This window comes from Lactobacillus sp. UCMA15818 (assembly GCF_030400225.1).
Classification (GTDB): Bacteria; Bacillota; Bacilli; order Lactobacillales; family Lactobacillaceae; genus Liquorilactobacillus.
Map to the genome: position 1 here is coordinate 91600 of NZ_VJYB01000004.1, position 24719 is coordinate 116318.

Genomic DNA, 24719 nt, shown 5'->3' on the forward strand with positions numbered 1-24719 from the left:
TAGAACCATATATTAAACACATGAAAAATTCTTTGTGATTAAAATTAATATGGTCTTACCTGCAATGATGTGCTTAAATGTAATTAATCACTTTAGGAGGATCAGTTCATGAAAAAAGCTCGTTTTAAAGTTAGAGATGTATTGAAAGAATTACTCAATAGTGGCCTTAAAGATATATCAACGGAAGAAATCGCTAAAGCTGCAGAACTTACACGTGGAGTGACTAGTTCATACTTATCTCAATTACGTAAAGATGGCTTGGTTATTAAATACGGTACTAAACCTGTTTATTGGAAAATAAAAGAGAATACAGATGTTTTCTCTAGATTTATAGGTTCGTCTGGTAGTTTAAAAAAAGTTATTGAATCAGCGAAGTCATCAGTTGTGTACCCACCTAATGGTTTTCCTTTAATTATTACAGGTCCTTCGGGTACAGGAAAAAGCTATCTTGCATCTCTCCTATATAAATATGCACATCAGCAGCATGTTATTACCGAATCAGCAAAATTTGTTGTTCTAAACTGCGCTGATTATGCTAATAATCCAGAACTTCTTTCCTCAGTCTTATTTGGCTATAAAAGAGGTGCTTTTACAGGAGCTGATAAGGATACCACTGGATTGGTTAAACAAGCAGATGGCGGTTATCTTTTCTTAGACGAGATTCATCGCTTGCCAATAGAAAGTCAAGAAAAATTATTTACACTGCTTGATACAGGCTACTATTATCCACTTGGAGAAAATAAAGATGCGCTAAAAGTTAATATCCGCTTCATTTTTGCAACGACAGAGCAACTAGACAATTACCTCTTACAAACATTTAGGCGGCGTGTCCCTTTAAATCTTGAATTGCCATCCTTTTCGAAAAGGCCATTATTTGAGAGATATCAAATCATACTTCATTTTTTTTATCAGGAAGCGATTTCCATTCAACGAGACTTGAAAATTGCGTACAGCGTTCTTAAATCATTAGTTGCAATTTCGTCGGGCGGAAATATTGGCACCATTCAAAATAAAGTAAAATTGATGTGCGCAGATGCATACAGGAATGATACTAGTAGCGGACGTTATATAATGATTGACGATAAACAAACCTTTTTAGAAGACTATATTTATCTTGAGTATCAGAAAATCGAGAATTTTGAACCGCTAATGTCTCTAGATGACAAGCAATCGGTTTTAAACCTTATCAATATTTTGAAAAAAAATGAACATCAAAAAGCGCCTATTTCGGATAGTGTTTTAGAAATTCAAAGTTTTTTACATGATACTAGACAACTGGTTCTTAATATCGATTTGGATGAAAAGATTACCAACATAATGACAAGCAGAGTAAAAAAAATAATTGTGTTCTTAAGACATCGTTATGGGCAGACAATTGATATTACAGATAATGATATAAAGAATTTAATATACTTTTTAGATATACTATTATATTTTTCTGAACAGCTTAATTTAAAAGATAGTGAAGTTTTGCTGCAATCTATCAAAAAAAGATATCCGCGAACAACATATCTGGCAATGCTTGCTGCACAGAAATTGGATTTTAAGGAATTATCACAAAGTCTAGTCGTTTTAGCGCTTGTTTTCTTAATTTTTGCACCTAAGGTAAGTGCGATTGAAAAAATAGATATGCTTGCGATTATAGTATCACATGGAGAAACAATGGCAGCCAGTATTCAAAGTGTTGTTAATAATTTATGTTGTAATTACATTTTTGAGAGTTTTGATATGCCAATTGAAACTTCAATGATGGATATCAGCAAAGAAATAGGGAATTTTATCAGCCAACAATCTCAAGCATACAAGGGGACCATTTTGATGTTCGATATGGGATCTTTGAGTCAAATGTACAAGGAGATAAAGCCCCTTCTTTCCTCAGATTTGTTAGTTATTAATAATGTGACAACTGCAACCGCATTAGATATTGGGCTTCAGATACAGCAAAATAGCCAATTCAAAGAAATTGCTGAAAAAACAGAAGCATATCGAGATGTTATCAGTACTCAATATTATGAAGGAATATCGCAAAAACAAAATATAATTATCTCGTGTATGTCAGGAGAGGGACTTTCCAAAGAAATTAAAAAAATTATAAAGAAAGTTTCTCAAACGGATACCGATATTATAACGATGGATTATAAAGACTTGAAAAATTCTTTGGATAATCATGATCACGAATACTTTCGAAATACAAAGATAATTCTCACTACTACTGATATTCCACAATATACATTAACTCCAATTATCAACATCTACGACATTATGGATAAACCGGGCACTAAAAAACTTGGAGAGTTACTAAAAGAACTTGGAGAAAGCGATCAAAGTATAAACGCCTTGATTGAAGAACTGTTGAAATTCTTCACAATTGAAGGAATCGGGGATCGATTAGAGTTTTTAAATCCAGAAGTTGTGATAAAGGAAGTTCAAAAAATTACTAGTAAATATGGAAAATACTATCATTTAAGCTTAAGTGGGAAAATAAAGCTGAATTTGTATATGCATATTTCTTTAATGTTGGAAAGAACATTGGTTTCAAGTAATTCTAATAACAAAGGTCACACTATCCGTGAACAGATGTCAGAAACACAATTAGAGTTTTATTCAGTTTCAAAGAATATTTTTCATGATGTTGAAACAAAATACAATATTACAGTAAATGATTATGAAATATCGTTAATGTATGAGTTATTACGACCGCTTGTGGTTGATTAATGTGTTTAAGTAAGTGCTTAAAAAAGAGCATTTACTTTTTTTTTATTCTTAGAACGCCTAGAGTGTAGCCTTTTGCAAAAGTTGGCACGGAAATTGCTAAGTATTAAGTGTGAGAAGGAAGAATAGAAAGGAATGGTTTTTATGAACAAGTATTTGATTGCAACACATGGCGAATTGGCAAAGGGAATTCAAAGTACGATTGAACTTTTTGCTGGTCAAGGACAACCCATCAGTTATGTTTCTGCATATACAGATGAAACAAAAGAATTGGGTGATGAATTATATAATTTTTTCGATAAACTAAACATTGAAGATAGCGCAGTGATTTTTACTGACTTATATGGTGGCAGTGTCAATCAAAAGGTCAGTGTTATGGCTAGTGAACACAAAAATATCTTTATTATTGCCGGATTTAATTTGCCTGTTATTTTAGAAACAGTACTTTCACAAGAAAAAATTACACAAAGTTTTATTGAAAGTGTAATTAAAAAAGGAAAAGACAACTTAAAACTGGTGCAGTTACAATCAGATTTTAGTGAAAATGACCAAGACTTTTTCAACTAGGTAAGCAAACAGAAAAAAACTAAAGGAGAGATTAATATGATTCAAGCTTTACGAGTAGATGAGAGACTTATTCATGGACAAATTGCGATGGTCTGGTCAAGAGCACTTGACTTAGATGGTATTGTGGTCGCTAATGACGAAACTGCTGGAAATGAGACGCAAAAAATGGCCCTTGAGATGGCTGTTCCTACAGGAATTAAGGTTATTATCAAAACAGTGGATGGAGCAATTAACTTACTGAATGATCCCCGGGCCCAAAAAATGAAATTACTGGTTTTGGTTAGAACAATTGCGGATGCAAAAACATTAGCTGAAAATATAGCGGATATTAATTATGTCAATATTGGGAATGTTGGTAAATCAGTGCACGGAGATAAAAAAACATTGACTCAATTTGTGATGCTAACAGATCAAGAAATAGAAAGTCTTAAGGAATTAGTAGAAATTTATCCAAATGCTGCACTTCAAAATTTACCAGATGATAAAAAGGAATTGGCAAGTAATGTTTTGAAAAAATTGAATTTGTAAGGAGGAAGCAAATATGTTGTATCAAGCTATAGTGGTTGCTTTGATAGTATGGTTAACAGTTGGTGGTCAAGAATTGTTAGGTTTCACCCAGTTAGGTAGACCAATTGTGATTGGCCCTCTTGTTGGCTTAGCATTGGGCGACTTACAGACAGGTTTATTATTGGGCGCAGCACTTGAAACAATTTTTATGGGTGTTGTTAACATTGGAGGTGCAAGTTCAGCCGAGCCAGGGTTAGCAAGCGCCCTAGCAGTGGCTTTTGCAATTAATCTTCACGGAGGATTAGGTGTTGCCTTGCCTATCGCAATTCCAATTGGAATTATAGGATTACAGATTAAGACGTTAATTTATGTGCTATTTGTTGGTCCTTTTGCCAGCAGATTTGATACATTGGCTAAGCAAGGTAACCAAAAACAAATAGTTGTACTCCATTATGGACTATGGGCATCACAGTGGTTTATCTATTCTTTAATTCCATTTTTCGCTATTCTTTTTGGGTCAACGGCCACACAGGAAATTTTAAATATGATTCCGAAAACAATTGTCAACGGCCTTACGGTTGCCGGAAATCTTCTACCTGCTGTCGGGATGGCTATGCTAATGAAAATTTTATGGCAGAATAACATTTCAGTATATTACTTCTTAGGCTTTCTAATAGTTGCATACTTCAATGTTCCATTGATAGCAGTAGCCGTTATGGCAATTGTAATTGGAGTTGTAACTGGGCAGCGTGATTTTGAGATGCATAAAATGAATAAAAAAATATCCGAGCAAAAAACATTAGCCGCAAATGTCCGCAGTACAAGTGTAGCTGGTGAAGCAACCAATGTAGAAGATGATGACTTTTTTGAGTAATGGAGGGAAAAAAGATGGCAAATACTACTTTAAATAAAGATGAGCAAAAATTATTACGTCAAATGTACTGGCGTTCCTTTATGTTGTATTCATCTGTAACACCAGCAAAACAAGGTGCTTCAGGTTTTGAATATGCAATGCTTCCGTTTATTAATCATTTTTATAAAGATCCAGAAAATAAAAAAGAAGCTATGGTGCGGCAAATGTCGTATTTCAACACTAATTTGGCTATGAGTCCGTTTATCATGGGAATTACTGCATCAATGGAAAAAGAAAATGCAACCAAGAAAGATTTTAATGCTGATTCTATTAACGCAATAAAAACTAGTTTGATGGGTCCATTAGCTGGAATTGGTGATTCAGTATTCTGGGGTGTATTAAAAGCAATTGCTGCTGGTGTTGCTATTGGTTTGGCAAAATCAGGTAATTTTCTTGCACCAATTATTTTCTTGCTGATTTTTAATATACCAGTACAGGCTGTTCGTTGGTATGGTGGGAAGCTGGGTTACACACTGGGCTCAACATATATTTCAAAGCTTTATGAAAATGGACTTATTAATATTTTGACTAAAGCTGCAAGTATTGTAGGACTAATCATGGTTGGAGCCATGACGGATAAAATGGTACTGTTTAGCGTAAAATGGAATATGATGATGGCTGGAAAGACGGTTTTAAAGACACAAGTGATGTTGGACCAGATTTTCAAAGGTGTAATTCCGTTGGTGATTACTCTATTATGTTTTTACTTATTAAAGAAGAAGAATGTTTCAATTAACTATTTGATTTTCGGAATAATAATTTTAGGAATAGTTGTATCATTGCTAGGAATTGCTTAGGAGGTGCATAATAATTGAGAAAAGATTGGTGGAAAAACGCAATTATTTACCAAGTTTATCCCAAGAGCTTTCTAGACACTAATGGCGATGGGATAGGTGACATTAAAGGAATTGAAGAAAAATTAGATTATCTTGTAGAATTAGGTGTTGATGGGATTTGGATTAGTCCAGTTTACTTATCTCCACAAGTTGATAATGGTTATGATATTACAGATTATCGTAAGATCGATCCAATGTTTGGCGAAAATCAAGATATCTATCACTTAATTAATAAAGCACATAAGCATGGAATAAAAATTATTATGGACATGGTTGCTAATCATACCTCAGAACAAAGTGTCTGGTTCAAAGAAAGCCGGAAATCTAAGGACAATTTTTTTAGTGATTTTTATATCTGGCGCGATGCTAAAGACGATGGCAGTGAACCTAATAACTGGGGGTCGAACTTTGGCGGCTCTGCGTGGGAATGGGATCAAAGTCGAAAACAATACTACCTGCACTACTATGCAAAGCAACAACCTGATTTGAATTGGGAAAACCCACGAGTGCGGCAGTATATTTACGATATGATGCGCTTTTGGAAAGCAAAAGGTGTTGATGGCTGGCGGATGGATGTAGTAACATCTATTTCTAAAGATCAGAACTTCCCAAACAATCCTAATCCACATAAAAAACCGTTTGTCATTGGAAACCAAAATAATGGTCCACGAATGCACGAATTTATCCATGAAATGAATCAAGAAGTTCTGAAGCCATTTTCAATAATGAGTGTGGGTGAATCACCTGATTCAACTAGTGAGGATGCACAATTACTAGTTGATCCCGATCGTGAAGAATTGGATATGATTTTTACTTTTGAACATATGCATGTTGATCGTGCAAAAAACGGGATGAATGGTCGGTGGGATCTTCAACAAATGGATTTGGTAAAGCTAAAAAGGATCTTGTCTTCTTGGCAGCTGAATTTGAGAAATCATGGATGGAATGCACTGTACTTTGAAAATCATGATCGGGCGCGAACTACTTCACGTTGGGGAAATGACAAGCAATATCGTTATGAAAGTGCTACAGCTTTCGCAACAATACTACATGGACTTCAAGGCACACCATTTGTTTATCAGGGTGAAGAAATAGGCATGACAAATTCTAATTTTGGAATTGAAGACTATGAAGACATTGAACTTACAGATAATTATCGTGAACTTGTTTTGGAACAAAAGACAATCTCAAAGGCCGACTTTCTCAAAGCAGCTCATAAAATAAGTCGTGATCATGCACGCACACCTATGCAGTGGAGTAATGCTAAGAATGCAGGCTTTACCAATGGGACACCTTGGTTTAAGGTTAATCCCGATTATGAAGAAGTTAATGTAGCAAATGACCAAACAAAAGAAAATTCTGTATTTAAATACTATCAAGCTTTGATCAAACTTCGCCATGAAGATGATATTTTAATAGAAGGTGCTTACGAATTGCTTTATCCAGAGGATTCAAATGTCTTTGCATACAAACGAACATTAGCTGAAAAGTCTTGGCTGGTTATTGCCAATCTTAGTGATAAGCAGTTAAAAATACATGATTACTTACCACAAGAAACAGAGAAAGACTCTCAGATAATTCTCGCTAATTATCTAGATCGAACTAATGCAGCAGGTATTTTAAGGCCATGGGAAAGCATGATTTTAGAGCTTTCCTAATATCATAACATTACAAATTTTAAAATTTTTTCAATAAAAACAAAAGTGTAACATAAGTCAAGATTATTTCTAATAAATAGCGGAGGTGAGTCAAAATTAACTTTTGACCTACCTCCGCTATTTATTACTTCTTGTTATTAGTTTTACGTTAACTAGCAATGGTGTATAGAAAAGAGAAACTGTGGCATAATTTCGCAAAATATTGAATCTATTAAATCATCATCCTAAAACTGTTTTAGTATTAGCAAATTCTCTGATTCCTAGGTTGCTTAGCTCGCGACCATAACCAGACTTTTTAATGCCACCAAATGGTAATTCTGGCAATGAAGATAAAGGTTGATTAACAGCAATTTGGCCCGTTTCGATTTTTGAAGCTAATTTACGAGCATTATTTAGATCTTCAGAATAAATCGCACCACCCAGACCATAATTCGAATGGTTTGCCAGCTCAACGATTTGCTTTTCATCGTCAACTCTGTAAAGTTGAGCAACTGGTCCAAATAACTCGTGATCATACATTGGATTGTCATATGTCATTCCGCTAATAATCAAAGGATTAAAGAATGCCCCTGGACCCTCAACTGGCGTTGGGTCACCCCACAAAACTTTAGCGCCACCAGCTAAAACTGCCTTGACCTGTTCTTGCAGATGCTGCTGAGCACTTTTTGAAGATAATGGAGCAAACGTTGTTTTTTCATTCAAAGGATCACCAAGCTGATACTTGGCAAATTCCTTCTTGATAGCTGTTAAAAATTCATCGTAGATTCCACTTTGGACTAGGTAACGTTTAGCTGATGTACAAGCCTGCCCAGAATTACGTAAACGTCCACTAACAGCACCAGCGACAGCCTTTTTCAAATCAGCATCATTTAAAACAATGCATACATCTGTGCCACCGAGTTCCATTGTTGATTTTTTCAAATTATGCCCAGCTTCAGCCGCTATCAACTTGCCCGCTTTTCCCGAACCAGTCAAAGCCACACCTTGGACCCGTGGATCACTGATCATCTGATTGACCTGATCATAAGTCACAAATAAATTTTTAAAAGCCCCTGTTGGCAGACCTGCAGCTTGGCAAGCCTCATCAAATGCCTGGGCACATTCTGGAACAATACTAGCATGCTTAAGAATTACTGGATTGCCAAGAATAAAATTGGGTGCAAAGACACGCATAACTTGAGTATATGGAAAATTCCAAGGCTCAACGGCAACAATCGCACCAATCGAACTGAATTCAAGATGGGCTTTGCGACCGCCAGCCATGGCAGTATAATCTTGATCTTCCAAAGCTGCTGCACCCTTATCAACATAATAGCGCGCAAAGGCAACTGTCTTTTTGACTTCCCCCCGAGCTTCGCTAATCAATTTACCCATGTTAGTGGTTAAAAATTTAGCATAATAATCAGTCCTTTTAGTAAATTCATCGGCTAAAGCAGATAGTTGCTCTGCTCGTTGTTCAATTGACTGCTCCTTAGCTTGTTGATAAAAGTTATTTGCATTTGTTAAAGTTTGTTCAACTTCTGCATCTGTTGCTGCAGGAAATTCTTTGATCAGTTTCCCATTATATGGGCTAACTACACGATATGACATTAAAAATCTTCCCCTTTCTCCTTTAGAGATAATACATCATTATTATAGTAAACAATTGCTAATAAAATCAATCCCCCTTGAGAGTTATCTCAAAGCATATTTGTTTGAAACAATTTTTATGAAATTTATGTTCTTAATTTATGGTTTGCAAACATTTGAAAATTTGCATTAATTAAAAATTATAAAAAAGTTGATTCAGGTAAGTTCGGTCAAGTGCTGACCTTTACAGCGAAGTGTGATAAAATTTTGATAAGGTATAGTGAAAAAATTTACTTATTAGTTTGGTGTTGAAACCCAAGTAATACACGATTTTTTGCTATGGTGTTTTTTTATTTCCTAGAACTAACTTGATTATAAAATTTGCAATCAAAAGGTAAACATATTTAGCATTATCATTAACAACAATACTTACACTATTCAAGGAGGTGTTGAAATGATTAGGGTAGCAATTTGTGATGATATTCCAGAAATGACAAGTGAAATTGAACGGATTCTTGAATCATATAATCCCACATTGTTTGATATATCTATATTCTTTACCGCAGAAAAATTTATCTCCTCCATAAAGAATACCCAATATGATTTCTTTATTCTCGATATTGAATTACCATCGTCCTCAGGAATAAACATTGCAAAAGAAATTCGTAAACAAGATTTAAATGTGCCTATCGTCTTTCTCACAAATTTCAATGAATACATGGAGGATGTATTCCAAGTCCAAACATTCGACTATATCTTAAAACCGGTAACAAAAGAAAAACTGTTTCCAGTTGTTAATAAAATCATCAAATATTTGGATTTGGAGGATAATTACCTCTCATTCGACTATAAAAGAATTGCGTACAATTTAAAGCTTTCAAACATTGTATGCTTTGAAAAACAAAAAAGGATTGTTATTATCCATACAACACAAGAAGATTTCCAGGCCATTATGTCAACACAAGAATTACTGGAAAAATTGAATGATAATTTCGTACAAGTGCATACCTCGTACATCGTGAACACTAAGTTTATTAAAGAGGTCGGAACTAATTACATTATTCTAATGGGGAATACTATTTCCATTGAAATACCAATGAGTCGTAAATTCAAATTACGGGCTAGAGATGCTATCATTATGAAAATGAGAAGCAAACTATGACCGATACCGTAATCAGATTGTTTAGTTTTCTTGTATATGCCTTTCTACTAAATTTCTTTTTTTCAAGCTGGGCGGCTTCTAGCCGTTTATCACTCAAACGTTTTTTAGTAATATTAGGACTAACGTGTGTTGTTTCGTTTGCCGCTTTCTTTGCCTCATCAAATATTGAACCATTTATCAATATCGTTGTTACCTTAATTGCGATGATTACCATTGCTAGTCAGTACAATGTGCCGAGTAAAGACATGTTCTTTTGGGTCGTGATTCTATTAGCCATTGACTTTATTAGCGAGTCAATTTCATTGGCAATTTTTGATGCGCTCTTGTCTTCACAATATGATGTTCAAAGCTTACTTTTTGTTGTTATCACAACCAGCATCACAATGACTGTTGAAATTTTGATATTCTTATCATTTAAGTTAATATTTTTCCGAAATCATATCATCCTTGAATCATTAAATTTTCCATCATTAGTCGCTTTAACTTCAATCCCTGTGGTATCAATAGTCATTTTGTTTAGCTTTTTACTCGCTAAAGTCAACGTCACCATTCAATCCACATATTTTGGACTGCTAGTAGCATTTGGTGTACTGTATATGAATCTTTGCATTCTTTATTTATACAGCAGTTTAACCAAACATCTTCATCAACTTAACCAAATTACACTGCAAAATAAGGCTCTTTCATATGAACTAAAATATATTTCTGAATTAAAAAAGGCGCAAGAACGATTGGCTTCTATCCGCCACGATCTCAAAAACAAATTTATAGTTTTTCGCGGACTATTAGAACATGAAAAGGTTGATGCGGCCAAGGAATACCTGCAGAAATCAACTGATCAACTAAACATTCAGCAGAAATTCTATACGCGTGACATCATTTTGAACTATTTACTAAATGATAAGAAAGAGCTAGCCAGTCAAGCAAACATTAAGTTTGAGATTAAGGTACTATTATCAGAACAAATTAGCATTGATAACGATATCCTTGCTGTTTTAATTGGTAATTTAATCGATAATGCGTTAGAAGCATCTAAACGATTATCAAAGCGTAATGATACCACAGCAATATCCTTGGTAATTAAACAGTTTGAAGATAAACTACTAATTGACATTAAAAACCACTATGATCCTGGGGAAGCAGTTACACGGCGTAGACGTAAATATGATGGACTTGGCACTAGTAACATCAAGAGAATTGTTTCTAACTACAACGGTCTATACAAACAATGGACTGAAGGAACCGAGTACTGTGTAAGCATTATTCTGTTAAATATAAATTGAAAAGCAACCTATAATCAGACCACATATTCATCGATATGCCACTAATTTAGAGTTGCTTTTTCATTGATTTGAATATAATTCACGACCTTATAAAATGAACATAATAAATAAGACACCCCATCACAAGTACAATTGTTGCAATAAAGCTCCCCTCCAATCCAAAATGCCCGCCGCTTAGTATTGGGCTTTTAGAATAAAAGTTTGTCTTGAACACTGATATACCAAGGTCAATACTACTGATATTACTACCAAAGATAACTCCGAGAGTAAAATTCCAGCCAGCATGCAGACCGGCCACAAACCAAATGTTCTGCCGCTCATAGAATAGTAGACCAAGAAGTAGACCAAGAAATAACAATGATAAGAAGTTCCATACAAAAAAGTGACCATTCAGAATGTGCACCAATGCAAAAATAAATGAGCTAATTACAATTGCAGTAAAAGGTTTTAGTCTTGTAGCAAGGCCATTCATCAAATATCCTCTAAAAATCACTTCTTCACTTAATCCTTGGATTATAAAACCAATTAGATAGAGAATTATTAACCCGACATCAATATTATCTGTAAAAACAAGTTGAGCACGTACTAACTTATCAACGATTGTCACAATCAAGTAAATACAAGTTGACCCCAACAACCAGCCTTTGAAACCCTCAAATAAAAATCTTTTATAATTAAATCCTAAGGAAACAAGGCTTCGTTTCTCAACAAACAATGCATAGACCAAAAAGATTAAAATTGTCAGTGCCGTGCTAAACAGTTCACTCACCAAAAAAACTTTACTGGCAAAATCAACGGTAAAACCTCTACCCGAAAATAAAGCATACAGACTTAGGTATACCAATTGTGAGATGTTTTGAAGCAAAATAACCATTACAAATTGTAGTCCAAACCATGTTCTGCGTTCATTAGTTGTGATATTCATAATTTCATTTGTTATCAAGGCAGTTCACCTTCCACTCTTATACCTTAAAGCGCCTCATTTTTGTCAATATTATGTCCCATACTGATACCAACAACTGTGATTAGAACAATCAGTGCAACCGCAACCAATAATGATACAAACTCATACGACATTAGCATAATTGCAGAAAGGTTTGATAAAAATACTACAAACACGATACTAGCAATGATTCCTTTTACAGTCGAGTTGAGCTTGATCCCAATAAAGCTGGAAAATAAGACAATCGCTAGTGTCAAACAAATACAGGTAATCGATGATACCAAAATGTTGGTAATGTGTGTAATCGATTGATCAGTAGTTAACGGCATGATCACCTCCATTACCATGAATAACAGATTTGATGCCAGTAAGCCAATGAGCATTGGTAAACTAATTACGGCAGAGAACGCCTTTGTTTTGGTGTAAAAAAGTTCTTTACGGCTAATTGGTAGCAAGTACGTTTTACTTTTGTTCATGCCTACATAATCACGAACCAACATTTTGCTGGCTAGCACTGTTCCATAAATTGATAGAACACACATAGTCCCAGTCGTTGCTAGGCCCAATATAGCACTGTAATTTGTTAATACACTATTCGAATCGCTATGATCAAAGCGTCCCACCAGTGCAAAAAAGTACAGAAACAATAGCTGTAAAACCCCAGTTGTTAAGCCAAGGGGTAATAGCATTTTTTTCATTCGTGAAAATTCAAAATCAAAATGCTTCACAATCAAGACCTCCTGATCCAATTTGATACGTATTTCATTACTAATTCAACGATGCTGTGCTATTAATAAAACTGTGATAAAAACCCATTAGTCCATCGGTAAACTCTGCGTTAATCTCTGCAATGGTTTTACGGTAACTTGTCTGCCCTTTAGACATTACCACTGCGTCCGTAATAACATCATTTAAATCAGCAAACGAATGACTAGTAATAATCACAATCTTGTCTTGAGACAGTTGTTTGATCAAATCTTTGGTCAACACCACACCGTCTGGATCCAGACCGTTAAACGGTTCATCAAGAATCAAAATTTCCGGTGCGTGCGAGATAGCAACTGCCAATAGCAGCCGCTGGCGCATACCTAGTGACATGCTGCCAATCATTTGTTTCTCGGAAACATCCAGGCCAACGTTTTCTAAAACCATTGCCCATTGCTTCGGTGCATTTAAACCGAAAAAGTAGTAGTGCTCTTCCAGCAACTCTCTAATTGATAAATCAAAAATGCTGTCAGATTGTGCAAAAACTGAACCAATTTTTTTAAGAAAGACGTTTCGTGTGCTCTGGCTGAGCAGCAAATCATCAATGCTAATCTCACCAGTGCTTGGTACTAGCAGGCCACAAACACACTTGAGTAATGTGGTTTTTCCGGCACCATTAGGTCCAACTAGTCCATAAATACCATTGCTTTCAAAGTTCAAATTATCGATACACAGAATATTTCTGTCATTGATAGATTTAGTAATGTGATTAATTTTCAGTTGTGTCAAAATATAGTTACCCCCTTTTGGTTAGCGCAAATAGTGATAGTACAAAAGCGATCACCATCCACAGCATCAGAACTATTAGATTAAAAATTGATAACGTTCCTGAATGAAATAATGTCGCTCGAATTAAATCACTCGTTGGTACAAATGGGAGCAAATTATAAACGGATGCTAGCCAGTTGGGAATTCGATCCGCTGGATAGGTAATAGGTGAAAAGAGCAGGCCGCCAATCATAATCACCTGAGTTGCCAAAGCCATAATATTTGCTGATAACCAATAGGCTAAGGAAAAGCCAAGCAAAACCATCGTTACCTGTGCTAATAAAACGATGACTATACTCAGTGATGAGACATACAAATGGACATGAAATCGAATTACAGCCGCTATACATGACATAAGCACACCAGGTAAAGATGCCAGGCTCCAGATAATTACGTCAGCTAAAATAATCCCTGTTCTATCAACTGGCAATGTTTTCTGGTAATCAACAATTCCATCTTGTTTGGCAGTCCCAACAATTTGAGCTGCTAGGACACAACCCACCGCAATAATACCGATCGTAATGGCACCTGATGACAGGTACAGAATATCTTGATGGCTCATATTAGGCATTAAGAGCGCTAGTCCATATACAATGGCGAGTGCCAATACTGCTTGTGTAATACTAAAAGTTGGTAATAATACTTTATGTCTGACTAAACTCCACCAAATCAGGCCTCCGAATTTACGCAATTTCGTTCTTAAGGAGCAATCAATTAATTGTTCACTATTTATCCCCATCCGTCAGACCTCCATACATTGAATCTAGTGAATTAGGCGCAAGACTATAGGTCGCAATTTCAGATGCATCCATACGCTGTTGTAACCACTGAACAGCCGTAATAATCTGCCCATGTTTCAAAAATATCTTATATCGCAGATCATTATTGGATTTAACTTTAAATGATTCTGGAAAATCCCTTGAATCAAAAGGATGCTTAGTAGTAATAGTTAATATATTCTCGTCCAGAAGGTTACCCACAACTAGCTTTGTCGACTCGTCTCTAACTAAATGTCCGTGATCTAATAACAGATAGCGATCGGCATACTGATCAACCTCAACTAGATTATGGGTAACCACAATAACAATGTGCCCAGATTTGGCTAACTTGCTTAGATAGTGCCAGATTAATTTGCGACGCACTGGATCAACATCATTGGTTGGTTCATCAAATAAGAGGATTGGCGCTGGTGATACGACGGTCATAGCAAACGAGGTTAATCGCTGTAATCCACCAGATAGCTTTTCTCCTGGGGTATTTGCCCAATCACTAATTCTTAAGTTGTCGAGAACCTCATCAAGTTCAGTTCTAAGGTCAGTGCCAAAACAACCACGAACTCTGAGAATAGCTGCAACAGATTGTCGTAGCGTCACACCTGTCAGGGGTGCATGAAGTTGTGGCATCATCGAAATCATGTTGCGAGCCACTGCTGGTTCTTGAATAAACGAATGACCCGCAAAAGTGATAGAGCCTTTGTCCGGTCTAGTAATACCCATAATCTGCTTGAGCAATGTGGTTTTACCTGCACCATTATGTCCAGTTAGGGCAGTAATTATACCTGGAGAAAACTGCGTTGATATATTATCATTTGCAATCACTTGACCATGCTTAAACCTTTTAGTGATCGAATGAATTCCTAAATTTGACTTCAAATACTCAACCTCCCTTCCACCACCTAAACTATTAATTGATAGATATGAACAATTAGCGGCAATAACCAAGCTAATACAATTATTATTGTCACCGTTCTTCCTATAATCTTAATTATTGCAATTCCTGCCGTCCTTTTATTTTTTAAGTCATCAAGCATGGTTGGATTATCAAATATCATAGCGATTAATAGTTGTCCATCTGTTCGCTTATGAATTCTGAACTGCCAAAGAATCCTGGGCCATAAAACAGAACATGCTATTGGTAAAAACCATATGTTAGAATACAACCAAAATCCTGACAAAATTGCTAGTTCAAAAAGATCCATTACCACTCCAGCGGATATAGCTGTAGTTCTACCTAAACAACCGCTTTGTTAACAACTCTGTGGATAATGAACGGCGGTTCATCAATTGCACAAATTACTAAATCAACACCATCTGTGTATTGCAGTACATCTTTCGGATTATGAATTTTCTGGTCATGCACCTCAATTTCAATATCAGAATTCATTTCATTAATTGCTTTTTTAGCCACTTCTGTTTTTAGTTTACCCACATCATCCTCACGAAACAGAAATTGACGACCAAGATTTCCCATTTCAACACGATCATAATCAACAATAATAATCTTCTTTGGACCTAGGCCAGCTAACAAAGTTAATATGTTAGATCCGCCACCACCCAATCCAAGTATAAGAATTGTACTTTCATGTATTTTTCTTTGCACTTCAAAGCGGTTCCCCTCAACACCAACAAATCGGCTAAAGTAACTAATATTTGGTAGATAGCGCTCACTATCAGTTTCTTCTGCCAATGTCTCTTCAAGAACACCATTCTTATCTAGCAAGTCAATCCCAGATATAATTTCATTTACAGTTAACTCAGGAAATTCTTTTTGCATTTCTACTATTATTTTACTAATTTTTTGTCCATTTAGCTTAGAGGCAAGGCTATATAGTTGCCCTTCTGGATCTCCAAACTCAACAGTGATACCTAGCTGTGCGCCGATTCGAAAATAAGTTTTATTAAGTCGATACAGAGGATAAATCGGCTTAATTCGCGGTCTATTATATTCCATAGTCTCCTCCTCGTAATATATGTTCTTACCTCTTAAATTAAAAATTGGCAGGATCATCTTTAAGATAACCTCGCCAACAATCAAACTTAGTAGTAATTAGATAACGATCCACCATGCTGTTGCATCAACTTTGTCTGCTTTACGTACTGTAATAATGTTCTTCATGGTTTCCACTCTTCTCACACAAAACTGTGATTAAGCTTTGCTCCTTTTACCTAAGTATTTTGATGAATATCTTCGAATATGCCTCAAACATTTGGTACAAGTGCATAATAGTCTTTATTTTTCAAGCATTGTGCAAACTGTCACAATTGACCAATTTAATGTAACGAATGACATTCACTATTTTTTAAGTACCTTGTGCACTTGGCATATTAAATTTATTCTGCAACATCCTATTAACAAATACCTAAAAAAAGATATACATACTAAACAGCAAATCAAATTAATGCTTACGTTGGAATTGATATAAAACGATACCAGTCTGGTAGTTATCAACGGCAAGATCATATTAATAAACGTGGTAATTCACACACACGCTAGAGTGCTTTTTTTCCGTCAATTCCTTGTTACAAGCGGGAGTCTAAATTTTGAGCTTCCACTAAAATACTCAATTACGTCTTCAAAAATGAGGTGACTAAAAATAAAATAAATTGTCTTGCTCATTAATACGTGAAAAAGCTTCTAATTTAGTATATAAATTCTCTGATTTTTGAACTAAAACACATTAATTCAAAGATTGCATAGTTAAGTATCATCAAAGAATGTACTATTATCGCTCAATCAAGTAGTATATAAATTTTAATATGTATAAATGGAAGGGCTGTGATTAGGATGACTAATAAAGTTTTGTCAGCCTTATTGGGAATATTAATAATTTCCTCAGCTGGATTAGTTATTATGTCTAGCCAATATCAACAAAAAGCACAGCAAGCTGAAAGTGAATTTTCATTGAGTGGAAACTTTTATCCACTTCAACTGCCTGAATCAATTGATTCAGGCAGTGAGTATACCAAGCTAATGCCTGTATTTATATAGAGGCTCTATTTAGAGGTTGCCGCTGATACAATGTTAAATTGCTTGAGGTACTTTTACAAATTTCATTGGAAAGTTTGTAAAAGTAGGTTTGTTAGTGAATTTTGATGGCGTTGTAGCGAAAAACAGTTTTTCACTTGCTCATACAGATTATTTGAAAATTTGCTTTGATTGCAGACCAAAATTTTACCCTAAAATATCATTGTGTTATTTTAGGTAGAGGTGTTCAAAAGTAGAGAAAACGCACTAACTGCATAGTTAATGCGCTTTGATAATATTATCCAAACAACTTAAATGAAAGCTGTTCAGGTTCACTTTCTTCTAAATTTTTTTTCTCATTACTCGATTTTAACTCTTTTATTTCGATTCTTAGCAACTCTTCAAACTTTTTGGAAATTTTTGAGTATTTTACTAAGCTTGGATTATCATCATACTTAACCCCTTTTGATGATAAAATATCTACCTTTTCAGAGTCAGATATTTTTTCGTTTTGATAAAGTTCGATAATGTTTCTAAGTTGTTCGATTCTCTTTAAGTTTTTAAATTCAACACTACCATTGATGATAAAAAAGAACTTGACAGCCTTGTTACTTAATAACAACTGTATTGAATTTCTAAGTGTATGACTGTTTTTTGAATACTGGTAGAGTGGTTCAAGTAATAGGTAATAACCGCTACCTTGAAGTCATTAGAATAGCGACGTCGTTTAAGCTGTTTAAGTCCGGCGGGGCCAAAGGCTTTATAACGCGACACCCAAATTACTAACGGTGTATCACTTGGCATCTTATACTTCAAACACAGTGTGTGTAATGAATTTTCACCATTTAAATATTCTTTAACAACTTTCAGCTTAAAACTGTAGGTATAATTACGTGTCAAAAAAGCACCTCCAAAACTTGATTTACACGTCCAAGTTTTGTAAGGCACTTCACTTATGGCACACTCCCACAATACCCTATATTTATTCTACATCCGAAAGATATCTATTCCTTGTGTGTTCCCAATATTTCTTATCCTCAACTGTTATTTTTCGAAGTACATGACACGGGTTCCCAACCGCAATGACATTATTTGGAATGTTTTTTGTAACGATACTTCCTGATCCAATAATCACATTATTTCCAATACTAACTCCTGGATTTATAATGGCATTACCGCCTATCCAAACATTATTGCCAATTGAAATTGATTTTCCATATTCAAAGCCTTGGTTTCTGATTACTGAGTCAATGGGGTGCCCCGCAGTATACAAGCCAACTCTTGGACCCAAAAGAACATTATCTCCAATCTTGATGGGAGCAATATCTAGAAAGATACAATCATAATTAGCATAAAAGTTTTCTCCAATTGACATATTGAAACCATAGTCTACCCGAAATGGGGGCTCAATATAGTAATTTTTCCCTGTATTCTTAAAAAGTTCTTTGATTAATTGTAAACGATACTTTTTATGCTCTTCATCGGCTGAATTGAATTTTCTAATAAGAACTTTGGCCTTTTTTCTAGCTTTTTTTAGCTCATCATCATCTGCTAAATATAATTCTTGGTTAATCATACGCTCTTTTTGAATTCCCATAATCAATTCCTCGCAATCTTAAATTAAAACTGACCTTTAAAATTAGTTTTGTCTTGATCTGTTATCTTTCTTAGCACCTTGCAAGGATTACCAACAGCAATTACATTATTAGGTATATTATGGGTAACGACACTGCCAGCACCAATGATAGTATCATTGCCAATTGTAACACCGGGAAGAACAGTTACATTAGCTGCCAACCAGCAACGATTTCCTATCGTGATAGGCCTAGCAATACAGCCACCCGCTTCACGTTCTTGAGCATTAAATAAATGATTGGCAGTATAAAGACCTACTTTCGGTCCAAAAAGAACCCGATCACCTATTGTAACTTTTGCTCCATCTAAAATGGTGCAATCATAATTGGCATAAAAGTACTCACCTACGTAAATATTACATCCAAATTCACAACGAAAATTAGGACTAACTACTGGAGATGTTTTTGCACTGCCAAATAATTTGTAAATTAAAGACTCCTTTTTTTGAGGATCTCCTTCATGATTAATTTTATTAGTCATGTACTGTGATTGTTCTCGAGCCTTTATTAGCAATGGATCTAGATCATTATATGGTCTTCCAGTAGCCATATAAGCAAACTTTTCTTTTAAATTCATTTTGTACTTCTCCCTCCAAAGATTGTATAGAATTTCCAATCATTAATACAAAATATTTTCTACAAAAACGTGTAAACATATTCATTATAATCAAGAAATTATTATTATTAAAGACTATTGGTTCGAAAACACATGGTTCACTAAATATATACTCTATAATATAATTTCTTTTATTAGATCTAAAGCCACATAAAATATCAAAAAACTAATTTCTTCAATAGTCTTTTTAATTGAAATTCTCCATTCTGGCTGATATCAGACGAAATCAAATACTATTCCCATCTAAATTTTTAGACTAAAAAACACATTTTTTGAAAAAATAGTAAACTACTTTCTCAAAAATGTGTTCGTTTTTTTCATAGTATTATATTGAAGTATCTTCTCTCTTTGATGATTGCTTCCTTGTCGCAGCAACTTCTTTCATATCAATATTCTTAAAATCAATTTCTTTCATGCGACCATGATATGCTTGGAAAAATAATATAATCAATATGCTAAATAAAGCAGCAATACCTAAAAGTACGAATAAGTCAGGCCAAGGAGAATTGCCGATCATCAAAGTTTCTCGTAGTGCATCCACAGAATAGGTGATTGGAAGAAACGGATGAATTGCTTGGAAAAATGAATTTGACAATTGAATTGGATACGTTCCAGCAGATCCGCCTAATTGCAGCACTAGGAAGATCATTGTTAGAAAGGCTCCAACTTTCCCAAATGCCAAGTTCAAAAATGTTACTAAACTTATAAAGGCAAACGAAGAGATAATGAGTGTAATTATTGTTAAGAAAGAATTTACAGGACTTAGATTAACAAATAATGTCATAAATGCATCCATGGCTAGTGCCTGTAAGATTGCAAATACACCTACCACTGACATTTTTGCAGCCCACCAGCTAAATCCGGTTTTCGGATACTTTCTAGGTGTATAGGTATCGTACATCAAGTTTAATGCAAGGCAACCTACAAACAATGCAACTGAGAACATATATGGAGCCATTCCAGTTCCATTATTTGGCACAGTATCATTTTCAACATGTTTAGTTGTAACAGGCTTGGCAACTTGATTATATGTCAAGTTAGTTGGATTAATTTTATTGACTTTTTTGCCTGCCGTTCCTAGCTTAGTAGACAAGGTCTCATTACCTGCAAGTACTTTGCTTAAAGCTGTCCCTAATTTACTAGAACCACTACCAAGTTTGCTTGAGCCGCTGCTAATTTTAGTTGCTCCATTAGCAAGTTCAGCTGTTCCACTAGACAGCTTTGAACCATTACTGCTTAACTTAGTCAAACCAGTTGTAATTTGTTGACTCCCATCTGCTAACTGTGAAATACCAGAACTTAATGTTGGTACTTTGGTATTTAATGTTCCCAATCCAGTAGCTAGTGTGCTTGCCCCTTCAGTCAAACGTGAGCCACTATTTACAAGTGTACTAGTCCCACTTGCTAATTGGCTGCTTCCGTTTGCTAATGAGTTAATTCCATTAACTAATGTTGGTGCGCTATTATTAAGCTTTATTAAACCATTGTTTAATTGTGTTGTTCCACTGACTAAGTTAGAAGATTGTTTATTTAAAGTAGCTAATCCATTAGTCAAAGTACTTGAGCCACTACTCAACTCTGTGATTCCTGTAGTTACAGTTCCCAAGGAACTAGTAATAGCATTTATTCCTCCATAAATTGTATTAGAATCGGCAGTATCTGTACTTGTACCATAGCTGCTTTGCAGACTCGCAATTCCAGTCTGCAATTTTGCAACAGAACTTTCACTATTATTTGAAAGTGTAGTTAACTGTGTTTGAAGTTGATTTAAAGAAGTTGTTGCCTCTTTAACGCTTACTGAAAAACTATCATTGGGAGCCAATGCGTTTGCTATAGCACTAGTCTGCGTGCTCGTTAAATTTTGGGCCTTGGCAACACTTTGTAATTTGCTATTAAAAGTTGATTCATACTCTGTCATTGTTGCCAATTCAGTAGACAGACTTTTCATTGCCGTTGTCAATTCACTAGTTGAGAAAGTGCTTTGACTGCTATCAGTTGCATCTTTTAATTGATCCAAGCCTGTTTTAAAACTGTTTAAACCACTTTTCAGCTGATTTAACTTTGTTTTTGTATCATTATCATTAAGTGCTGAATTAATTCTTGAAAGACCACTTGAAATTTTTTCACTACCTGTATAAGCATTACCAACACCAGTTGTATAGCTTTGCACTCCTGTATTCAATGTGGTGGAACCTTGTGCGAGTTGGGAAACGCCCGTAGAAAGAGTACCACCAGCAGTGGCTAATTTTTGAGCTCCAGAATTAAGAGAAACTGTTCCAGAATTAACCTTGCTAACCCCTGCGGTATACGTATTCAATCCTTGGCTAAGAGTACTTGAACCAGTAGTCAACTTATTTACACCATCAACAAGACTTGGCAATTGAGTGGTCGCTTTATTCAACCCATTTGTTATTTTCACACTACCAGACTTAAGCTGAGTAACACCATTAATATATTGATTTACTCCTTGTTGCAAACTTTTGGCACCATCACTAACAGTAAGACTACTCTTAACAAGTGTATTTAAACCACTAGTAATTGTCGGATTTCCACTTTTTATTTTTTTAGTCCTAGTAGCTAATTTAGCATTCCCTTTAGAGGCTGTTGTCATACCTTTCCCAAGCTTTTTAATTTGAGTAAACATTGTTTTGGAATAAGTTCTTGTTACCTCTGTAGATACCGATTGAGCTATATTTCTTGCGGCTGATTGAGAAAGCTTTCCTGCAATAAAACTATGCCCCGAACTTGTTTGATATCTAAGTCGCATTTTTTGGGGCTTGTTCTTTAATAACGTGGTTGCATCTTTCGAGAAGTTTTTAGGAATAGTCAAAATCATGTAATATTTTCCATTCTTTAATCCCTTCTTTGCTGCAGCTTGTGTTGGAAATTGAAAATCCATAGCATTAGATTTTTTTAAATTTTTCTCCAACGATTTCCCAATTGACATTTTTTGACCCTGATAATTAACGGCTTTATCGTTATTTATTATCACAACGGGTAAGTCTTTAACTTTACCATACGGATCCCACATGGAACTTAAAAAAGTAACCGCGTAAATTGAAGGTATTAGCATAATTGCTACCAATACAACTAGCATAAATTTATGCTGTTTTAAGTAAGACCATTCAGCTCTAATCAAAATTACACACTCCCTATATAAAGCATTTTACAAAAATAATGAACACGTTGATTATTTGTTTCGCATATAATATACTAACCACAATCATTTTTGATTACAATATTCAAAAATTGGAAAAGTGTTCATATTCTTTCGAAGGAGTAAAAAATAATGAAAAATACTATTAGAACTTTGGCAACTAAACAAAAAATTAAAAATACTTTTATTAACCTAATTGAATCTTATAGTTTCGATAGATTAACTGTATCCAATATTACCCGTGAAGCTGCAATCAGTCGAGGTACTTTCTATATTCACTATACAGACAAGTTTGATTTATTATCTAAGATTGAAAATGAAATTTCTGAAGAATTCAAAAAAATTTTAGAAATCAATTCTAATGACATAATGAAATGGACAGACAAGGACATTAAAGCTGCCAAAAATGAACCCTATCGTATTTTTATACAAACCTTAGATTATTTAGGTACGGAAAAGAAGACTTTAAAAGTACTCTTATCAAAAAAAGGAGATCCTAAATTCGGTTTACGCCTAAAGGAGATCCTCTCAGAACAAATATTGAGTACAATGGACAAACGAAATATTAGTTTTTCTGATGAAATTCCAGCTGATTATGCAGAAGAGATCATTATTTCTGGGCTTTTTCATATTTTTCAATATTGGATAGGAAAAAGTAATCCTGAACCTATTTCTGAGCTTATTAAAATAATAAATAAGAGTAGATTTTTAGCTCCTTATAAAATGATAAATTTAAAAGGTAGTTAATCTTAAAATACATTCTGTTATGTGTATCATAAAATCTATCAATTGTAATAATTCTTTTAAAGTTATAAAGCATAATTCTCAATTTTTATTGTTAATTTCAATAAATGAGTCATACGGGGTTATTCGATTCATTCAAATTATGCTATTTAACATTCCTTTTTTGTCAGTTATTGATAATTCAAAGCAATCTAACATAATAAAAGTAACGATATTCAATAAAACTTACCAATAAAAAACAGTAAACAAAAGCCATGATATCTTTAATGGACTTCATGGCTTTTATTATTTATTATTAAAGTTTTTCTTTACGTACAACATTTAACCTGTCATTCAAATCATAAACAACTGGCTGCCTGTTACCATATCTGAACGCTCATTCAAGAAGCATTATATTGCTATCCTCAAAATTTGTACGATAAATTATACTCAAACCTTTTGTATTGAACAAAAATATCAGTTAGCTAATACCTGTACTATCCTCTCAATCATAAGGATTATACAGCCTAACGATATTATCAGCATTCCAACACGCCATATATGACGTAGATTTACTATTTTCTTTGTATAGTTTTCATCACTAGATTTTTCTATCTCATATTCAATCTTCTCTTCTATTAAGGATGTTCCTATCACTGCCTCTAGTATCAAAAAGAGAAAAGCTATACTTTTTTTAATAGTAAGAAAACAGGCAATAAAAATAATAACTAGCAGAAAAATCTTCAAAATTCTTTTTTTGTTCTTGTTATTCTCTAAAATCCAACTTTTAAAAGATAATAAAGTTATTTTATTTTTTCTTCTAAGAAGTTTAATCCTACATCCTGTTACTAACCATATCATTAATCCCGCATACAGTACAATATAACCAGCAAATATGGCTATATCTAATTTATTCATATCCTCACCTCATAAATTTATGCATAATGTAGTGTATATTAAAACTTTGATTTCAATGCTACTAGATATGGCAGCATACACCTTTATTTTTAAAGATTTAATTAAAGCTGAATTACCAGTTCTCTTTCAATATTCGAATAAGTATAGACTTCATTTGTATTTTCTTCAAGTTGTGACAAATTTTTAATCTTCCGGTAGTAATTTCATCCATTGATATGAGATATCACAGAAAATTAATTGTAGA

24 protein-coding genes and 1 pseudogene are annotated in these 24719 nt (G+C 34.5%); 11 read left to right on the plus strand and 14 right to left on the minus strand.

Annotation, left to right across the window (positions count from 1 at the left end; all coding sequences use genetic code 11):
- The first annotated feature begins 108 nt into the window (after window positions 1-108).
- From FFX44_RS06815 to FFX44_RS06840, 6 genes are all read left to right on the plus strand, one after another.
- Window positions 109-2715: a sigma 54-interacting transcriptional regulator gene (locus FFX44_RS06815; RefSeq protein WP_289979178.1), complete on the plus strand. Its 2607-nt coding sequence runs from the start codon at window positions 109-111 to the stop codon at window positions 2713-2715.
- Window positions 2716-2856: 141 nt separating this feature from the next.
- On the plus strand, window positions 2857-3279 hold the full coding sequence (locus FFX44_RS06820; RefSeq protein WP_289979180.1) for a PTS sugar transporter subunit IIA: 423 nt from the start codon (window positions 2857-2859) through the stop codon (window positions 3277-3279).
- A 36-nt stretch (window positions 3280-3315) separates the two neighbouring features.
- Window positions 3316-3807 carry a PTS sugar transporter subunit IIB gene (locus FFX44_RS06825; protein WP_289979183.1) on the plus strand — a complete coding sequence of 164 codons (492 nt, stop codon included), beginning with the start codon at window positions 3316-3318 and terminating at the stop codon, window positions 3805-3807.
- Between the two features lie 13 nt (window positions 3808-3820).
- A complete protein-coding gene (locus FFX44_RS06830) occupies window positions 3821-4660 on the plus strand; it encodes a PTS sugar transporter subunit IIC (protein ID WP_289979186.1) in 840 nt (279 codons plus the stop codon).
- Between the two features lie 14 nt (window positions 4661-4674).
- A complete protein-coding gene (locus tag FFX44_RS06835) occupies window positions 4675-5496 on the plus strand; it encodes a PTS system mannose/fructose/sorbose family transporter subunit IID (protein WP_289979187.1) in 822 nt (273 codons plus the stop codon).
- Window positions 5497-5510: 14 nt separating this feature from the next.
- Window positions 5511-7193, plus strand: a complete 1683-nt coding sequence (locus FFX44_RS06840) for an alpha-glucosidase (RefSeq protein ID WP_289979189.1) — start codon at window positions 5511-5513, stop codon at window positions 7191-7193.
- Between the two features lie 219 nt (window positions 7194-7412).
- Here the strand turns inward: FFX44_RS06840 and FFX44_RS06845 are convergent, their stop codons facing one another.
- Window positions 7413-8783, minus strand: coding sequence for an NAD-dependent succinate-semialdehyde dehydrogenase (locus tag FFX44_RS06845; protein WP_289979191.1), 1371 nt, complete (start codon window positions 8781-8783; stop codon window positions 7413-7415).
- Between the two features lie 433 nt (window positions 8784-9216).
- Between FFX44_RS06845 and FFX44_RS06850 the strand changes: the two genes are divergently transcribed.
- Both FFX44_RS06850 and FFX44_RS06855 read left to right on the plus strand, forming a co-directional pair.
- On the plus strand, window positions 9217-9924 hold the full coding sequence (locus tag FFX44_RS06850) for a LytTR family DNA-binding domain-containing protein (protein ID WP_289979193.1): 708 nt from the start codon (window positions 9217-9219) through the stop codon (window positions 9922-9924).
- Window positions 9921-11207, plus strand: coding sequence for a GHKL domain-containing protein (locus tag FFX44_RS06855; protein WP_289979194.1), 1287 nt, complete (start codon window positions 9921-9923; stop codon window positions 11205-11207). Before FFX44_RS06850 ends, FFX44_RS06855 begins: the two co-directional genes overlap by 4 nt.
- A 79-nt stretch (window positions 11208-11286) precedes the next feature.
- Here FFX44_RS06855 and FFX44_RS06860 read toward each other — a convergent pair whose 3' ends face one another.
- The 7 genes from FFX44_RS06860 to FFX44_RS06890 are packed head-to-tail and all read right to left on the minus strand — an operon-like array spanning window position 11287 to window position 16413.
- Complete coding sequence (locus FFX44_RS06860) at window positions 11287-12150, minus strand: type II CAAX endopeptidase family protein (RefSeq protein ID WP_289979195.1); 864 nt, start codon at window positions 12148-12150, stop codon at window positions 11287-11289.
- Between the two features lie 26 nt (window positions 12151-12176).
- Entirely contained in the window at window positions 12177-12878 is a 702-nt protein-coding gene (locus FFX44_RS06865) for a hypothetical protein (RefSeq protein ID WP_289979196.1), read from the minus strand.
- 40 nt (window positions 12879-12918) lie between these two features.
- Window positions 12919-13644: an ABC transporter ATP-binding protein gene (locus FFX44_RS06870; protein WP_289979198.1), complete on the minus strand. Its 726-nt coding sequence runs from the start codon at window positions 13642-13644 to the stop codon at window positions 12919-12921.
- Window positions 13645-13651: 7 nt separating this feature from the next.
- On the minus strand, window positions 13652-14422 hold the full coding sequence (locus FFX44_RS06875) for an ABC transporter permease (RefSeq protein WP_289979200.1): 771 nt from the start codon (window positions 14420-14422) through the stop codon (window positions 13652-13654).
- Window positions 14409-15335: an ABC transporter ATP-binding protein gene (locus FFX44_RS06880; RefSeq protein ID WP_289979201.1), complete on the minus strand. Its 927-nt coding sequence runs from the start codon at window positions 15333-15335 to the stop codon at window positions 14409-14411. Before FFX44_RS06880 ends, FFX44_RS06875 begins: the two co-directional genes overlap by 14 nt.
- 23 nt (window positions 15336-15358) lie before the next feature.
- Window positions 15359-15661: a hypothetical protein gene (locus FFX44_RS06885; RefSeq protein ID WP_289979202.1), complete on the minus strand. Its 303-nt coding sequence runs from the start codon at window positions 15659-15661 to the stop codon at window positions 15359-15361.
- Between the two features lie 32 nt (window positions 15662-15693).
- Complete coding sequence (locus FFX44_RS06890) at window positions 15694-16413, minus strand: ThiF family adenylyltransferase (protein WP_289979204.1); 720 nt, start codon at window positions 16411-16413, stop codon at window positions 15694-15696.
- A gap of 441 nt (window positions 16414-16854) precedes the next feature.
- Here FFX44_RS06890 and FFX44_RS06895 point away from each other — a divergent pair.
- Both FFX44_RS06895 and FFX44_RS06900 read left to right on the plus strand, forming a co-directional pair.
- Window positions 16855-16941: pseudogene (locus FFX44_RS06895) on the plus strand (transposase); the annotation flags it as partial.
- Window positions 16942-17247: 306 nt separating this feature from the next.
- Entirely contained in the window at window positions 17248-17451 is a 204-nt protein-coding gene (locus tag FFX44_RS06900) for a hypothetical protein (RefSeq protein WP_289979206.1), read from the plus strand.
- A gap of 274 nt (window positions 17452-17725) precedes the next feature.
- Here FFX44_RS06900 and FFX44_RS06905 read toward each other — a convergent pair whose 3' ends face one another.
- The 5 genes from FFX44_RS06905 to FFX44_RS06925 form a co-directional block, all read right to left on the minus strand.
- Window positions 17726-18049, minus strand: a complete 324-nt coding sequence (locus FFX44_RS06905; protein WP_289979207.1) for a hypothetical protein — start codon at window positions 18047-18049, stop codon at window positions 17726-17728.
- Window positions 18040-18327, minus strand: coding sequence for a transposase (locus FFX44_RS06910; RefSeq protein WP_289979209.1), 288 nt, complete (start codon window positions 18325-18327; stop codon window positions 18040-18042). The genes FFX44_RS06905 and FFX44_RS06910 overlap by 10 nt, the downstream gene beginning before the upstream one ends.
- Window positions 18328-18409: 82 nt before the next feature.
- Window positions 18410-19024 (minus strand): sugar O-acetyltransferase, encoded by a 615-nt coding sequence (locus tag FFX44_RS06915; RefSeq protein WP_289979212.1) that lies wholly within the window; start codon window positions 19022-19024, stop codon window positions 18410-18412.
- A gap of 23 nt (window positions 19025-19047) precedes the next feature.
- The gene (locus tag FFX44_RS06920) at window positions 19048-19638 is read right to left on the minus strand and encodes a sugar O-acetyltransferase (RefSeq protein ID WP_289979214.1); all 591 of its coding nucleotides are present in this window, start codon (window positions 19636-19638) and stop codon (window positions 19048-19050) included.
- A gap of 364 nt (window positions 19639-20002) precedes the next feature.
- Window positions 20003-22816, minus strand: coding sequence for a YhgE/Pip domain-containing protein (locus tag FFX44_RS06925; RefSeq protein ID WP_289979215.1), 2814 nt, complete (start codon window positions 22814-22816; stop codon window positions 20003-20005).
- A 150-nt stretch (window positions 22817-22966) separates the two neighbouring features.
- Between FFX44_RS06925 and FFX44_RS06930 the strand changes: the two genes are divergently transcribed.
- Window positions 22967-23581, plus strand: a complete 615-nt coding sequence (locus FFX44_RS06930) for a TetR/AcrR family transcriptional regulator (protein ID WP_289979216.1) — start codon at window positions 22967-22969, stop codon at window positions 23579-23581.
- Window positions 23582-24034: 453 nt separating this feature from the next.
- Here FFX44_RS06930 and FFX44_RS06935 read toward each other — a convergent pair whose 3' ends face one another.
- The gene (locus tag FFX44_RS06935; RefSeq protein WP_289979217.1) at window positions 24035-24475 is read right to left on the minus strand and encodes a hypothetical protein; all 441 of its coding nucleotides are present in this window, start codon (window positions 24473-24475) and stop codon (window positions 24035-24037) included.
- Window positions 24476-24719 lie beyond the last annotated feature (244 nt).

Bases quoted from the DNA above. Each gene is read 5' to 3' on its own strand.
- FFX44_RS06875 (WP_289979200.1), bottom strand. From the start codon at position 14,422: ATGGGGATAAATAGTGAACAATTAATTGATTGCTCCTTAAGAACGAAA.
- FFX44_RS06935 (WP_289979217.1), bottom strand. From the start codon at position 24,475: ATGAATAAATTAGATATAGCCATATTTGCTGGTTATATTGTACTGTAT.
- FFX44_RS06890 (WP_289979204.1), bottom strand. From the start codon at position 16,413: ATGGAATATAATAGACCGCGAATTAAGCCGATTTATCCTCTGTATCGA.
- FFX44_RS06815 (WP_289979178.1), top strand. From the start codon at position 109: ATGAAAAAAGCTCGTTTTAAAGTTAGAGATGTATTGAAAGAATTACTC.
- FFX44_RS06835 (WP_289979187.1), top strand. From the start codon at position 4,675: ATGGCAAATACTACTTTAAATAAAGATGAGCAAAAATTATTACGTCAA.
- FFX44_RS06915 (WP_289979212.1), bottom strand. From the start codon at position 19,024: ATGGGAATTCAAAAAGAGCGTATGATTAACCAAGAATTATATTTAGCA.
- FFX44_RS06885 (WP_289979202.1), bottom strand. From the start codon at position 15,661: ATGGATCTTTTTGAACTAGCAATTTTGTCAGGATTTTGGTTGTATTCT.
- FFX44_RS06850 (WP_289979193.1), top strand. From the start codon at position 9,217: ATGATTAGGGTAGCAATTTGTGATGATATTCCAGAAATGACAAGTGAA.
- FFX44_RS06930 (WP_289979216.1), top strand. From the start codon at position 22,967: ATGAAAAATACTATTAGAACTTTGGCAACTAAACAAAAAATTAAAAAT.
- FFX44_RS06900 (WP_289979206.1), top strand. From the start codon at position 17,248: ATGACTAATAAAGTTTTGTCAGCCTTATTGGGAATATTAATAATTTCC.
- FFX44_RS06820 (WP_289979180.1), top strand. From the start codon at position 2,857: ATGAACAAGTATTTGATTGCAACACATGGCGAATTGGCAAAGGGAATT.
- FFX44_RS06830 (WP_289979186.1), top strand. From the start codon at position 3,821: ATGTTGTATCAAGCTATAGTGGTTGCTTTGATAGTATGGTTAACAGTT.
- FFX44_RS06855 (WP_289979194.1), top strand. From the start codon at position 9,921: ATGACCGATACCGTAATCAGATTGTTTAGTTTTCTTGTATATGCCTTT.
- FFX44_RS06920 (WP_289979214.1), bottom strand. From the start codon at position 19,638: ATGAATTTAAAAGAAAAGTTTGCTTATATGGCTACTGGAAGACCATAT.
- FFX44_RS06825 (WP_289979183.1), top strand. From the start codon at position 3,316: ATGATTCAAGCTTTACGAGTAGATGAGAGACTTATTCATGGACAAATT.
- FFX44_RS06845 (WP_289979191.1), bottom strand. From the start codon at position 8,783: ATGTCATATCGTGTAGTTAGCCCATATAATGGGAAACTGATCAAAGAA.